The 14,679-nt window shown below is 38.5% G+C and carries 10 protein-coding genes; 7 read left to right on the top strand and 3 right to left on the bottom strand.

What is annotated here, in order from left to right; translation table 11 throughout:
- Positions 1 to 20: 20 nt before the first annotated feature.
- The 5 genes from L2567_RS10960 (at position 21) to L2567_RS10980 (ending at position 5,603) form a co-directional block, all read left to right on the top strand.
- Complete coding sequence (locus L2567_RS10960) at positions 21 to 1,400, top strand: metallophosphoesterase family protein (protein ID WP_235297811.1); 1,380 nt, start codon at positions 21 to 23, stop codon at positions 1,398 to 1,400.
- Between the two features lie 11 nt (positions 1,401 to 1,411).
- The gene (locus L2567_RS10965) at positions 1,412 to 2,944 is read left to right on the top strand and encodes a GH3 family domain-containing protein (RefSeq protein ID WP_235297812.1); all 1,533 of its coding nucleotides are present in this window, start codon (positions 1,412 to 1,414) and stop codon (positions 2,942 to 2,944) included.
- Positions 2,934 to 3,542, top strand: a complete 609-nt coding sequence (locus L2567_RS10970) for a CDP-alcohol phosphatidyltransferase family protein (RefSeq protein WP_235297813.1) — start codon at positions 2,934 to 2,936, stop codon at positions 3,540 to 3,542. Before L2567_RS10965 ends, L2567_RS10970 begins: the two co-directional genes overlap by 11 nt.
- A gap of 140 nt (positions 3,543 to 3,682) precedes the next feature.
- Complete coding sequence (locus tag L2567_RS10975) at positions 3,683 to 4,348, top strand: transmembrane-type terpene cyclase (protein ID WP_235297814.1); 666 nt, start codon at positions 3,683 to 3,685, stop codon at positions 4,346 to 4,348.
- Positions 4,329 to 5,603: an adenylate/guanylate cyclase domain-containing protein gene (locus tag L2567_RS10980; protein ID WP_235297815.1), complete on the top strand. Its 1,275-nt coding sequence runs from the start codon at positions 4,329 to 4,331 to the stop codon at positions 5,601 to 5,603. Before L2567_RS10975 ends, L2567_RS10980 begins: the two co-directional genes overlap by 20 nt.
- Before the next feature lie 89 nt (positions 5,604 to 5,692).
- Here the strand turns inward: L2567_RS10980 and L2567_RS10985 are convergent, their stop codons facing one another.
- The 3 genes from L2567_RS10985 to L2567_RS10995 are packed head-to-tail and all read right to left on the bottom strand — an operon-like array spanning position 5,693 to position 9,786.
- Positions 5,693 to 8,569 carry an ATP-binding protein gene (locus L2567_RS10985; RefSeq protein ID WP_235297816.1) on the bottom strand — a complete coding sequence of 959 codons (2,877 nt, stop codon included), beginning with the start codon at positions 8,567 to 8,569 and terminating at the stop codon, positions 5,693 to 5,695.
- A gap of 42 nt (positions 8,570 to 8,611) precedes the next feature.
- Positions 8,612 to 9,346, bottom strand: coding sequence for a DUF5602 domain-containing protein (locus L2567_RS10990; RefSeq protein ID WP_235297817.1), 735 nt, complete (start codon positions 9,344 to 9,346; stop codon positions 8,612 to 8,614).
- A gap of 47 nt (positions 9,347 to 9,393) precedes the next feature.
- Complete coding sequence (locus tag L2567_RS10995; protein ID WP_235297818.1) at positions 9,394 to 9,786, bottom strand: LytR/AlgR family response regulator transcription factor; 393 nt, start codon at positions 9,784 to 9,786, stop codon at positions 9,394 to 9,396.
- Positions 9,787 to 10,095: 309 nt separating this feature from the next.
- Between L2567_RS10995 and L2567_RS11000 the strand changes: the two genes are divergently transcribed.
- Together L2567_RS11000 and L2567_RS11005 are read left to right on the top strand one after the other, a co-directional pair.
- Positions 10,096 to 12,930, top strand: a complete 2,835-nt coding sequence (locus L2567_RS11000) for a tail fiber domain-containing protein (protein ID WP_235297819.1) — start codon at positions 10,096 to 10,098, stop codon at positions 12,928 to 12,930.
- Positions 12,931 to 13,286: 356 nt separating this feature from the next.
- Entirely contained in the window at positions 13,287 to 14,678 is a 1,392-nt protein-coding gene (locus L2567_RS11005) for a hypothetical protein (protein ID WP_235297820.1), read from the top strand.
- Position 14,679: the final 1 nt, after the last annotated feature.

Below are 14,679 nucleotides of genomic sequence, written 5' to 3' on the forward strand. Positions count from 1 at the left end.
TACTCATCAAATCCACAGAAATGAGATACCACCTTCTAACTAATATTAAGGCTCTTTCCTCGCACATTTACAATTTTGTACATACAAGAACCATAAGCAGAGATGAATACGAATGGAGAAAAAAGTCAATGCCCAGAGAAATCTTATGGCAAAACTTAGTGGACCATGAAGACGAATTTCTTAAATACAAAGACAACACCGTTGCGACCTCAGAGTTTCATGAAGACTTAGATCATGGCTTGGCTCTTCACACACTTAATCATAGAATTCCATTGATCAGCACCCTGATACTCAGACTTTTTGGACTTCCGCAAAGTAACATTACAAAAAGTGAAATCGAGAATTGGCGAACAGATATTGATGACATGGAGATACTCGATGGTGTAGGAATGTTCATCGCTTTTGGAAAATTTGAACTGTTCGATATAGGTTGGTTAGAAGTCATTTGGAATTATATCCTGGTGCACTTAGGTCTAAAAAGATTACACTGTTTCAGAACTGAACATGTTCACAAAGACTGGACCCATGACGGGGTGTTTAGAATAAATATGGTTGCTGATTTCGGAACTGGAATTTGGAAAGATGGAACACAAAAATGGTGTCCTGCTGCTTTAATTCAAAAGCTGATGGAAGAAAATCAAGCAGAAGTTCATGTTCATCTTGGTGATATTTATTATGCTGGAACACGAAAAGAAGCAGAGAGACAATTTTTAAAGACTTGGGCACCCGGTAAGCTGGCTTCGTATAACATGAATGGCAACCACGACCTGTACAGTGGAGATATGGGATTTTTTCATACCGTATTGGCAGAGCATAGTTTTATACATCAAAAAAGAAATAGTTACTGGAGTTTTAAAGCAAAATCCTGGCTATTCATCGGTCTGGATTCAAGTTACTATAGTGATGCTTTCTTTTGTACTGAAGGACGAATTGTAGATCCTAACCAAATTTCGTTTTTACAAGAACAAACTAAAGACCATAAGGAAAATGTCGTCATCCTCACTCACCATGGTCCCGTTTCATCAGATGGTTCAGAAGAACTTGCACTTTGGACCGATGTGACCCATGCACTAGGATTTGAACCAGATCGGTGGTATTTTGGACATATCCACAACGGAATGTTCTTTAAGACAACGATATTAGGTGATGTTAAAACAAAGTTCCGGTGTATTGGATGTGGCGCTTTACCATATGGACTTGGTGCTAAATTGGAGAAGGCGAAGAACGAGGGTAGAATTGAATGGTATCCAACCAAAGCTTTAGAGAATCCGGGGCCAGGCCAGGCAAGAAGGTTGATGAACGGATATCTCGAACTTGAAATTACGGATTCAGACTATCAGGAAACCTTTTATTATCAAGATGGAAGCATTGGCTTTCAGCATCGTTTAGAAACCCAGTGACGTGATCCCTAATGAGCCTCAGATCAATCATATATCCGCCCGTAGCCAGATACGTTTACACCAATCACAAAAGGGCTTCCAAAGATATCGTAGCAAGTCAAAGATGGCAGCTTAAAAAATTATTGGACAAGGCTAAAGAAACAGAGACAGGCAGAAAATATGGCTTTAATGATATAAAAACATATGCACAGTATAAGGAACGGGTTCCTATCCATCATTATGCGCACATTAAAAGCCAGGTAGAACGATTAAGCAAAGGTGAATCTGATTTGCTTTGGCCTGGCAAACCTTTGTATTTTTCTGTTACCTCGGGTACGCAATCCGGGAAAAAATTTATTCCCATTACCCGGGAGTCCTTGAAAAGTCAAAAGATGGGTCGATTAACCACCATGGCTCATTATACCATGAAATATGGTCGTCTTAATGCACTTAAAGGACCGATGTTGTTTTTTAGTGCGCGACCTAATACTATTGAATTCGGGAATTATAAGGCCCAGCTCTTATCCTCATTGATGGCCGAAACGATTCCGGAATGGATGAAAAAATACAACCTACCGAGCAAAGAAATCAACAAGATTGAAGACTTTGAGGCGAGGATTGATTTCATGGTCACAGAAGCAGTGGCAAAAAGAAAAGAGTTGAGAGGTATAGTTGCTTTTCCTCCCTGGTTACAAATCTTCTTAAACAAATTAGAGGAAGTTACTGATCAAAGTTTTCTGGAGTTTTTCCCTAAATTCAGTTTACTTAGTACAAGTGGTATGGCCTACACCCCTTACGCTTCTATTGTAGAACAAAAAATGGGTAAACATTTTGACAGACTAGAAACCTATCCATGTTCTGAAGGTTTTATATCGTTCACAGAAACTTTGGAATATCCGGGAATGTCAATGATGCCCAAAAATGGTCTATATTATGAATTCATTGAAGCCAGGTTTCTAGATAAAGACCCTAGTCAACGAATTTGCTTGAATGATATAGAAGTAAATAAGGAGTATGCATTGCTTGTTACTTCCAATGCGGGACTTTGGAGCTATGTTGTCGGAGACACGGTCAAATTTGTTTCCAAGGATCCATGGAGGTTGGTCGTTACTGGAAGACTAGGCCAAACTATTTCATTGGTTTCTGAGCATGTCAGTGTAGCTGAAACTGATGAGTGCGTTTCAGCCACTTGCAAAAAACACGGCTTAACGCTTCTGGAATATGTTTGTTCCGGAACCATTTCGAAACAAAATCATAAACCACATTATGAATGGTTAATTGAAAGTAATATTAAACCAGAGAACTTTGAGTTATTTGTCGATGATCTGCATGCAAAATTAAAGGATCTGAATGTTCTTTACGAAGAGTATTGTGAAGATGGAATTATGCAAAAACCTAAAGTTTTCTTCGTTCCTAGTGGTTCTTTCTTGAGATATCTAAGCAACAGCAGGCCATTAAATGTACAGCATAAGATTAATCATATTTGTAAAGATTTTACGCTATTCGAAGAATACAAGCATCATTTGCTTTTTGATAATACCCAAATTTCCAAAAATGAAAAATAAACTAGTTCTACCTTACGCCCTCATAATATTTAGATTATTATGTGCTCCAGCGATGCTTATAATGGGATACTTCGGTGGTACCAATTATGCTTTCTGGATTGTTTTATTGCTATATCTGGGTTTAATCTCTGATATTTTAGACGGAATTGTAGCCAGAAATGCAGGAGTTGCCACGCCATTCCTACGACGCCTGGATAGTCAAGTAGATATGATTTTTTGGGTTTCAGCAGGGTGGACTGCCTGGGCATTACATTCTGATGTCATTCGAGAAAACTGGATCGCGATTGTAATACTATTTGCAACAGAGGCTCTTTGCTACCTGGTCAGTTTCCTCCGTTTTGGAAAAGAAACCTGCACACATGCCTGGCTTTCGAAATTCTGGGGCATTACCTTATTAGCGGGTTTCACTGAACTGATTGGTTTTGGAACTGGTGGATTCTTTTTTAAAATGGCCATCATAGTGGGCTATCTTTCACATCTTGATCGGATCCTTATAACCTTAATTATTCCTGAGTGGACCCATGATATACCAAGTACTTATCACGCCTGGCTTTTAAGAAAGGGTCAGACGTTTAAACGTTATAAGATTTTTAACTAATCTTACTTATTGTAATGATTTCAAGGAATCGTAAAAGTTAATAACGACGAAATTTTAAACTTTAATTTAAAAGAAAAGTATCTTACGTCTGACCCACCGTGTAACTTACTTTATAAGTAATACCCTTAAAACAAAGACGTATGTGGAGCATGCCCTGGTTCAATACCGCAGAATACAATACCGTAGGACTGGTAATAAATATAATAGGTTGTATCTTTTGGTTGATTGCCTATGTGATATTAGTAAGAAATATTATTGTCATTAAATTCGTAGAAATGCCTGCCTATGTCGGTGGTGCAAATTTTGGATGGGAATTCGTCTATGCCTTTCCATATCATCCTACCACTGGTCTTGCCTTTGCACTAGCTTATATCGGTGCATTCTTTTTAGACGTTTATATCTACTTCAATTTGTTTCGATATGGTCATAAGCAGCCCATTTTAAAGGAATTTAAAAAGCATTTGAAACCCTTACTCTTAGCCAATTTTACCTTATGGCTTCTTGCTTGTTATTTCTTTAAGAGACAAGGTTTAGACGACGGAATAGGTGCTACTTCAGGATATGTCATCAATATGATCATCTCTATACTATGTTTGGTAATGATGTACAGGATGAATGATCCTAGTAAATTTTCTTTGAGTTTTGCTTGGTGTAGGATGTTAGGTTCGGGACTAATTGGTGTTTCAGCTGCCATTTTTTATCCAGAGAACTATTTTGTGATGCTGTTATCCGGTATTTGTATATTGATAGATTGTACTTTTATTTCCATTCTAACAAAAAGAAAAAATGGGAAAGCGCTTGCTTAAGCTTTTAAATTCTTTAGTCTTATATTTTGTTCCCGAGGCCCACAATATGGATAACCTCGCCTTGAGAGCCAGCCGTATTCGAATATCGGTATATTTAATAGGTACGATTGCCTGGCTCCTATTTGTAAGTGTGAATTATGTCCATTTTGAGTCCATGGTTTTTGTCAATTTGGTTTCAGCAAGTCTGAGTCTGTTGGCTGCATTCTTAAATAAATTTGGTTACTCAAAATCTGTAAGTGCTCATGTTTTCTTATTAGGGAATACAATCGGAATTGCTACCAATGCCATGTTTAGTGGTGCACTCACTTCTACCATAGAGGGCCTCCTGCTTATTCCCGCAATAGCTATGTTAATAGGAACCAGAAGAACAGCATGGATTTGGCTGCTGATTTGTATTGTCTTTATTACTGTGGTTTATTTTCTTTTGGAATCGGGATATGAAATTCATAATTATATCAGTGATGAGAACATGAACAACTATCTGTTCACAGGTGTCCTGGGAATGCTCGTGGCGCTTTACTTCTGTTTATTGGTATTTAGGAATGAAAGGGTGTTAGCTTATGATGAATTAAAGGATGTCAATGTGAAATTGGATGAAGAAAGGAATCGATCTGAATCACTACTTCTTAATATTCTTCCACAAGAAGTTGCTCAGGAACTTAAGGATAAGGGATCAGCAAAGGCTCAATATTATGATGATGTCACGGTTTTATTTACAGATTTTAAGGATTTCACAAAGATAACTGAGGATATGGCTCCTCAGGAATTATTGGATACCATCAATACATGTTTTATAGCTTTCGACGAAATCATCTCAAAATATAACATTGAAAAAATCAAGACCATTGGAGATAGTTACATGTGTGTGGGAGGTTTGCCTATTCCTAATGAACAGCATGCCCAAGATATTGTATCCTCTGCGATAGAAATAAGGGATTTTATGGATAGCTATAATGCAAAAAGAAGAGATGAAGGTAAAATTCCATTTCTCATAAGAATTGGAATTCATTCTGGATCTGTTGTCGCTGGAATCGTAGGAATTAAGAAATACGCTTATGACATCTGGGGAAATACGGTCAATCTGGCAAGCCGAATTGAGAGTACCGGAATCATCGGGATGGTCAATATCAGTAGCTCCACTTATGAGTTGATAAAAGATGATTTCGAATGTCAAAAACGGGGAGTGATTAATGTAAAGGGAAAAGGAGAAATGACAACGTATAGTGTCATATCGAAAAACCATGAACCCCAATGATCAAAACCAAATCTATAAGAGGTCACATCCCATCGAAAACTTTGTAAAAAAAACCTGTTGCGTTTTACATCCATTCTTTTCGCAGGCACTTATCGATTTTCCACCTTGCTCGGCAAAACACCAAACAGCTTCTTAAAACTTTTAGTAAAATAAGGCAGGTTCGAATATCCCACCGAATAAGCTACTTCTGACACAGTGCCGGTCTTATTTTCCAACATTCTTCGAGCTTCATTCATCCGAATTTCTACGATAAGTTGATTGGCAGATTTATTGGTTATGGCTTTAAGCTTTCGATGCAATTGGGAGCGACTAAATCCCACGCATCTGGCAATATCTTCCACGCCCAACATTTCATTATCAAGATTTTCCTTAATACAATGAACCACTTCCTGTACAAATTGATCGTCAATAGACTGCAGAGACATGTCATTAATCAGTGATAGGTCGAGTGACCGAAACTGAGACCACATTTTCTTTCGAGATTCCACCATGTTATGGATTCTAATGAGTAACTCCTCTTCTTTAAAAGGTTTAGTCAGATAGGCATCTGCTCCCTGTGATAACTCTTCTATCTTATTCTCAAATCCTGCCTTTGCAGTGAGCATAATGATCGGAACATGGCTGGTTTTTTGGTTGTTTTTTAAGCTATTACAAAGTGCAAACCCATCTTTTTTAGGCATCATGACGTCAGTGATGATGACGTCCGGAATATGTTCGAATGCCATCCGCTCTCCCTGATTTCCGTCTTTTGCTAACAGTGTTCTATATCTTTTAGAGACTATAGAATGGATGTAAGTTCTTAAATCTTCATTGTCCTCCACTACAAGAACGACGTTCTTTTCCGTCCCATCTGGAATAAGGTCCTCCCTGGCTATCTCTGGTGTAGAAACGATCTCCTCTCTACTTAGATCGCCTATGATACCCTGTCTTGAATCTTCCATATTAAAAACATTCCGATTTTCCGGCAAGTCCTTTAAGAGGAAAGGCAAGTGTACTTTAAAAGTGGTTCCTTCTCCGATCGTACTATTAACATGAATCCTTCCATTATGTAATTCAACCAATTCTTTTGTCAATGCCAGCCCAATGCCTGAACCTTTTTCTTCCGACCCTTCCACCCTAAAAAATCGATCAAAAATCTTCTGCTGATCCTCTGCTTTAATTCCTTTTCCTGTATCTGAAACTTTGAATGAAAGCTGATCATTATTATTATCTACTGACACAGTCACAGTTCCATTAGGAGGAGTATACTTTATGGCATTGGTAAGCAGATTCGTAACGATTTTTTCTAGTTTATCTTTATCATAGAACCCTTCATCAATCTCTGACGGAAAATGGGTATTGAAATTAATCGATCGTCTTTCAGCCATACTTTCGAAAGAGAAAACCAAGGACTTAATAAATTCTATTATACCGCCCTTAACCAATGAAAGGTGGACATTCCCGCTTTCGAGTTTTGAAAGGTCAAGCAGTTGATCTACTAAATTCTGAAGTCTATTGGTATTTCTCTGCAATAGAGAAAAGGACATTTCATCTAAGGTGTATTTCTTGTTGTTACCCACAACTGTTTTCTTCGCTTGTCTAAGTGGCCCTTGTATAAGTGTTAAAGGAGTTCGGAATTCATGGCTGATATTCGCAAAAAACTTGGACTTGATTTCATCTAAGTCATGAATGCGCTGCATTTCTGCCACCTTCTTTTCGGATGCGAGCTTTTCATCATTGGCACGCTTCGTCAGAATTTGCCTTCTGAAAGCGATGCCAAAAGAGAAGATGACAATCTGTAATAAAATTCCCCAAGCGTAGGGATCGACCCAAACGCGAGCAATAATACCTGCTGACCATAAACTACCGACAGTAAAAAAACTTGAACCGATAATTGCTCCTATACCAAAGTAGCGAGCTAGATTGTCCTTTTGTACGGCAATGTAAATACTCAGTAAAGTACCTAAGAAAGATAGAAAAGCTAAAGCATGATAATGATATCCCAAGCCAAAAAGATGGGGTTTTATATCAGTAGTGATTGCAATTAACATCACAATTATTATCTCAACAATAATTAGGAGTGATAGTCCTAACATTAGACGATCGATGACAGGAAACTTCTCCTTTGATCTGATAAAAGAGCGTCCAAAAAACCAGAAAACGAAGTAAATGCCATTTGCAATAAACATCCACGTAACTGAAGCGTGAGGATAGAAAAAGTCGAGTAAGCCACCTATTCCCATAAACTGTGTCGCACAGCAAAATAATAGCCATATAGAAAAGAATAGAAAGGTCTTATCCTTCAAGTAGATATATTGTAAGATGTGATAAAGCAGTATTATAAAAGTCACGCCAAACATAAAAATGTTAAAGGTGTTATTTCTCTGAAAGATCTGATGGTAGTAGGGTTGAGTAGGACCCCTCAAGTCGATTCTGAAGAAGGCTGGAAACCCAAAGTCATTACCTTCAGCTCTAACAACAAGATCCACCTCCTGGTCCACCGGAAAGTAGTCCATTTTAATTCGATTCAACACCCAATTCGTAGCAATGTCGCGTTCATTTCTTTTATATCCTGGTCCAGCTTTTTTATGAAAGGCGAGTTCTCCATTGACAAAAGCGAAAAAGTCCACTTTGCCATTGCCCTTGTTCCATGCAGGTCCACCAATGTAAGTATCCCTTATGTGAAGAGTCCACCCTTTAAGTGTTTCTGAGGTTCGCAATCGTATCTTACCCCAGTAGAATTTTTCACCTCCAAATCCATGCTTTAACTCAGTTCCATTGAATGAGCTTAAAGAAGTATCAGTAAGTATTTGTATTTCATCGTACTTTCGCTCCGGATCTGAAAAGACCTTTAAGTGTGGATTCAACTCGTGAACAGGATATTGTATATCGATTACATATACTGAATCAGACTGTGCTGCAGACTCGTCATGCCAGAAAATGAGAAAAAAGGTCGCTATGAAAAGCTTTGTAATGGTACCACGCATAATAGAAAAATGCCGATCCCAAGAGAGACCGGCTGTTTAAAATTAATCAAATTTTTGAAGATTCATCAGGGTAAGAGAATGTAAATCCTCATTTGAATCATAATGAATTCTGTAAGCATTCGGATAAAATCCCTCTTCCATCCATTTTTCCGGCTGTCGTATTTCTTTCTCTACATGCTCTTTACTATCGAGGAACTCCTTCGTCACCATAGGTTCAAGGAAGTTGAGTTCTCCATTATATTTACCATATAAGAAGGTGTGTGTAAATTTCCCAGTACCCGCAATTTCCGGTGAAGTCACATCAATAATATGTGCACCCATTCTCGGAACTCCACCTGGTGTTTCGGCATACAGCGGAGCCAAATTTTCAGGTGCCAATGGCTTATTAAACTCCACGGAATCGAAAGGTGTGATCTGATCGCGTTCAGCTTCATTCATAAAGTAAAAATGGAAATCAAAATGCGGTAGATCATACACCATCATCGGAGGATGTCCGTGAGCGTTCCAGTCCATAGTAATGTGATCATAAGGTGCCACGCTAATTTCGGAAGGAAGTGCCAATGTGAATTCTGTTGGCAAAAGCCCTTCTGTAGGTAGATCATCCATCACTGCTCCATCGAACCTGATTCCAATGCTTGTTGGTGTTTGATTCGCGTCGGTCTTTACATAGGACCATGCGAATCCATCACCGATTGCGACTTTTTGACCTTCATACTCCGTAGGAAGTTCCACGATAGGATCTTCGTTTTTGGTACAGCTAAGTGTGAGTACCATCATGCTGAAAATTAAATATTTGAAATTCATATCAATTGGTATTTATGTGTTTAAATAATGGTGAAATATCTTTTTATGGCTTCCAGGGTGGCGTTTTTCTTGGCTCTGGAAATGGGTAGTGATATTGATTTTTGGAGTTCTACTTCGTTGCCAATGGCGGTCACTTTATTAATATTGATTAAGTAAGACTGATGTATTCTGATGAACGAGTGATTCAATGCTTCACCAACTGATTTTAGCGTCTTAGAAAGCAATATTCTCTGACCACCTTCCATGTAAATGTGGGTGTAATTCGCATCGGACTGGCAGTAGAGAATATCTTTCATGTCAATGATTTCTATTCTATTCTTGAGTTGTATAGCCAATTTCCTATTGCTCTTCCTCGGAACAAGATTGAGCGTATTATACTGCTTTTTGGTTGCTTTTAGTGCCAATGTTTTCATTATGAAGGAGTTTTATTTTTTAGCCAGAAAACGGTTTCTCGATTTCTTCATTCAAAGGTATGGCGATGATTAAATGTATGCTGACACATTTGTTGCAATAACTTTTTAATTTGTTGCAGAAGCCCTGTCTTTATTCATTTTGCCTTCCTATGCTACAGAATTGCCATCAATTGCGACAAGAATGAAACTGTAGCGTAATGATTCCCTCTATGTTTGTATCGAACGATAGAAATACTCCATTTAAGTGATGTGCAGGTAGGTCAATGTGAGCATTTTTGGAGAATTATGATATCCTAAGAAAATAAAAAGATGAAAGCAATCCCTCAATTCTCTAGTATACTGTTTTCAATAATATTTGCCTTGCTATGCCTTGGCCAAATGAACGGACAAGAAAAAGTGATTTTCGGCTCTGACTATGCGCCTTCTATTGGAAATACAAGCGATACCATTCTATTTTGGGGAAATGATTTAGGGTACCTTAGAGCCGGTAGGGTAATCGATTCAGATGCCTGGTCACCTGGAAATATCGGAAAGTTCTCCATGGCTTTTGGACATAACACTTTGGCTTCCGCTCTTTACACAACATCTTTTGGTGCATATAATGAATCAACAGCGCAGTACGCTACTACCTTTGGTATATACACAAAAGCTACTGCAGATGCAGCAACAGCCATGGGTTTTCAGAGTGAAGCCAATGGATTCAATAGTTTTGCTGTGGGTCGAGGCACAAAAGCACAAACTGCTTCTAGTAGTGCGCTTGGACAATATAATGTTGCATCTGGAACTCCGGGCAACTGGATTTATGCCGATCCACTATTTGAAATAGGAAATGGATTAAGTGATGGCAAAAGATCTAATGCATTGACGGTAATCAAAGATGGCAGTCTACTTTTGGGGTATCATGACTTTTTCCAAGACGGAATTTTAATTGATACCACTCTACTTTTTTTTCATAGGGAAACAGGAGCTTTCAGAGTTGGTAGATTAGGGCAATCAAATCAATGGTCAATAAACAATCTGGGGCAGAGTTCATTTTCAGCAGGTAGGGAAACAGAGGCTTCAGGCAACTATTCACAAGCATTTGGAATAGGTAGTAAAGCAATGGGTTCTGGTTCATTTGCAGCAGGAAATTTTAGTGAAGCAATCGGTAATAGCTCGTTAGCTATAGGAAGTCAAGTAAAGGCTACTGCCTCATCATCATTTGTGATCGGTCATCAAAGTGAAGCAAAAAAATTTGGAAGTGTTGTTCTTGGCTTCGATAACATTGCAGAAGAAAGCTATGATTTTGTTGCTGGTTCTCAGAATCGAACCTCTGGCGGAAATGCCACTGCTCTGGGCCTGTTAAATACAGCATCAGGTGCGGTATCAACAGCCTTGGGCATTAATTCGACAGCAAGCGGTAATTTCTCTACAGCAATCGGTTATGGTACCACTTCGAATGCTTATGGAAGTATTGCTCTAGGTAGGTATAATGAAGGAGTTGGAAATTCCTATCAATGGCTTGATACTGACCCTATTCTGGAAGTAGGAATAGGAACAGAATCCAATCCAGAGAATGCAGTTACTGTACTAAAAAATGGAAAATTTAAACTCAGAAACTATTCCTTTCCAGTAAGCGCGGGTGAAGATGGAGAATCATTAATATCTGATATTAATGGTGAATTAGATTGGGGGCTTTCCGGAATTTTTGAAATAGTCAATGATAAATTTGAAGGAGATGTAATACACACAAAATCTAAGTACACGAATTATTCAGTATTGATCGGTAGTGATAGATTACCCAATGAACTGGGACGAGATACTTTTATGTTTTTTAACAAAGCAAAGGCAGCATTCAGAGCAGGGGAAATATTAAATTCAAACTGGAATACAAATGCTACAGGATTTGGATCTGCAGCATTTGGCTTTCAAACAGTTGCCTATGCGGATTTTTCTTTTAGTGTTGGTGATTATTCACAATCTTATGGCTTGCATAGCTTCTCGATGGGATATCAGTCTACATCAGACAAAGCATATGGACTTTCTTTTGGCAATCAATCATCTTCAGCTGCTGAGTATGCTGTAGCAATTGGGAATCAAAATAGTGCAGTTGGATACGGAAGTGTTGCTATGGGAATCGAGACTTCTTCTAATGGATTAGGTTCCTTTTCAGCAGGTCGTGAAACGCGCGCAGGTGGTGATGGAAGCGTAAGTTTTGGTTCTTTCGGTTATGCGGATGGAAATAATTCCTTTAAAGCAGGATTCAACAATTTTGTTAAAGAAGATGTAGGCACCGCATTTGGTCAGGGTAACAATGTAAATGCCATAGGAGGATTTGCGGCAGGATTGACGAATGTTGTCAATGGAGCATTCAGTGCCACATTTGGTGAATCATTAATTAGTACAACCGATAATTCCTTGATAGCTGGAGCGTATAATAATTATACTGCTGGAGAGCTATTTGCAGTGGGAAACGGTACAATAAATAAAAGAAGTAATATTCTTTCAGTTACTGGTTATTCTGTAGCCATTGGGTCATCAACCCAAACAGGCCATTTAGGCGTAATAGGAAATTTAAGTCTTACTAACAACGATAATAGTCGGAGTTTTTCTGCATCTGGAGATGGAGATATAAACATGTCTGGATCTTTGGACATAAATGGTCGAATTATATTTAGTGATTTTACAAATGGTTACAATTATAGAATCGGTCTGCCCAACAAGTCGGATTTTATAGGTTCTGCAATGGCATATTCATGGAATACCTATTCAGATAAAAGAGTTAAACGTGAGGTTAAACCAATAAATTATGGCCTTCATTCTATACTCCTCCTTGAGCCTGTTCAATACCACCACCATAGCAGTAAGTTTGAAGATAAACGACTAATTGTACAAGAAGACTATGCAGAAGATATTGGATTTTTAGCGCAGGAAGTGTACGACATCATTCCGGAAATCGTGGGAAAACCCACTCATGACAATGATGGATTATGGTCTTTAAATTATGAGAAGCTGACGCCGGTATTGGTCAAGGCAATTCAGGAGCAGCAGGAGGAAATAGAAGATTTAAAAGATACCGTTCGACTTTTAGTAGAACAACAACAAGTCTTAGTAGAAAAGGTAGCGTCCATCCAGGTTAAGGATGAGAAAACAATAACTGAATGAAAACTTTGCTCATCGAGATTAAGCACAAGAAGATGCTATTGCAACAAAAGTACCAAACAATGACCCAAGAGTAAAAAAGTTGTAACGACTATGTACCGAACTTTAAACTATTGAATCATTCTATAATCCTGTTTAAAAAAACGTACAACCAATAAAAAACGCGGTTCCCTCTTTTGTGCCTATGGAGAAGCTGAAATAGTTCATGCTCAAAGACATACTCCATTAAGGTGATGTATGAGATCTTGCGAATCTTGATCTTTGGAAAATTGCAACGCAAAAAGGGCTTGTTGAAATTATACAGTATACATGAGTTCTAGGCCCAGTAAAATCTAAAATTGAAATAAAAACTAAATACGATGAAAACTAAATTTTGCTTCACGCTATTCATTTCTATCCTATTCCTAAATACACTGTTTAGTAATGATCTAAAAATACAGAATCTAGCCTTTGACGAGAATACTAGTATATTGACTTTTGACCTAGGATGGGAAAATGCCTGGAGGCTTGGAAATAAATTTAGAGATGCGGCCTATGTATTTGCAAAATACAAGGAGGCCGGAGGACAATGGAAACACGTTCGACTATCGTTAATTTCAGCGCCTGCAGATATGGAAACCTCACCTCATGATGATATGGGACACCTCGTCTTTATGCGTTTTGATGGACAAGGGTCGGTAAAACTTGCACAATATAAATTTCTTGCACAAGTATATGATCAGAACCAAAACTTGATTAATATCGGACAAAATTTTCCATTTCCTGACTTTAAGGTCTTTAGTGTTGAAATGGTCTATATACCTGAAGGACCATTTTACTGGGGTGGCTATGCTTCATCTCCTAATCATGATTTTTTTCACAGAGGCGATGATCAGCACGAGGGTGTACTCATTACTTCTGAAAGTCAGCAAATAAATTATGGAAGTGGTTCTAATGAATACAGAAGGGAGAATTCAACCACTGGACCAACAATCCTCCCGCAAAAGGTGAAAGGATATGATGAATTTTATTGTATGAAATACGAGATAACTCAACAGCAATATGCAGATTTTCTAAATACACTTACAGTTACTCAACAGCCTGGTGGCTATAATATATATCCGTTAGTTCTTAATGATACGCCGCAATTTAGAAATGGAATTATAGACCTGGGAATAACAAATGAGGGAAGGTATGAATTTGGATGTGATCTTAATGGTAATGGAATACCGGGGGAAGCAGACGATGGACAAAATATTGCCTGTAATATGATACAACCTCACAGAGTTGCTGCTTATTTAGATTGGGCAGGAATGCAACCGATAGGTGATATCATGTTGTTTAAAATTTGTCGAGGCCCGAATAAACCTGTGGATGACGAGTTTGCCTGGGGCAGTCCTTTCTACAATGAGGTGCTTGAGTCTAAGTTGACGGATATAGGTACAGGCAGTGAAAGGCAGCTAGATCCGCAAGCTTACCCGTTTGCAGAATTTCCTGTACGTGCTGGATATGCGGCAACTGCAAGCAGCAACCAGTTCTTTGCAGGCGCAACGTACTATGGTGTCATGGAAATGTCTGGTAGCCTTGGTGAAACCATTTCATATGCAAGCGGTGAAGTTTTGCCAGGAGATGGCGAACTGAGTGTAGAAGGAGAGGGCCAATTTTCAGCAATATTTAACCAAATGTGCAATCCTGATTCTAGACTGTCCGACATTTCTAGAGGAACGGAATGCCTAGTGCAAAGCACCGGGGGTAGAGGAATAGTAAGGTGAT

Source organism: Portibacter marinus (assembly GCF_021533195.1).
Taxonomy (GTDB): domain Bacteria; phylum Bacteroidota; class Bacteroidia; order Chitinophagales; family Saprospiraceae; genus Portibacter; species Portibacter marinus.

What these genes read in the sequence shown, in the direction of transcription:
- L2567_RS10990 (WP_235297817.1), bottom strand. Translation starts at nt 9,346, where the DNA reads ATGATGGTACTCACACTTAGCTGTACCAAAAACGAAGATCCTATCGTG.
- L2567_RS10965 (WP_235297812.1), top strand. Translation starts at nt 1,412, where the DNA reads ATGAGCCTCAGATCAATCATATATCCGCCCGTAGCCAGATACGTTTAC.
- L2567_RS10975 (WP_235297814.1), top strand. Translation starts at nt 3,683, where the DNA reads ATGTGGAGCATGCCCTGGTTCAATACCGCAGAATACAATACCGTAGGA.
- L2567_RS10980 (WP_235297815.1), top strand. Translation starts at nt 4,329, where the DNA reads ATGGGAAAGCGCTTGCTTAAGCTTTTAAATTCTTTAGTCTTATATTTT.
- L2567_RS11005 (WP_235297820.1), top strand. Translation starts at nt 13,287, where the DNA reads ATGAAAACTAAATTTTGCTTCACGCTATTCATTTCTATCCTATTCCTA.
- L2567_RS10960 (WP_235297811.1), top strand. Translation starts at nt 21, where the DNA reads ATGAGATACCACCTTCTAACTAATATTAAGGCTCTTTCCTCGCACATT.
- L2567_RS10995 (WP_235297818.1), bottom strand. Translation starts at nt 9,786, where the DNA reads ATGAAAACATTGGCACTAAAAGCAACCAAAAAGCAGTATAATACGCTC.
- L2567_RS10985 (WP_235297816.1), bottom strand. Translation starts at nt 8,569, where the DNA reads ATGCGTGGTACCATTACAAAGCTTTTCATAGCGACCTTTTTTCTCATT.
- L2567_RS10970 (WP_235297813.1), top strand. Translation starts at nt 2,934, where the DNA reads ATGAAAAATAAACTAGTTCTACCTTACGCCCTCATAATATTTAGATTA.
- L2567_RS11000 (WP_235297819.1), top strand. Translation starts at nt 10,096, where the DNA reads ATGAAAGCAATCCCTCAATTCTCTAGTATACTGTTTTCAATAATATTT.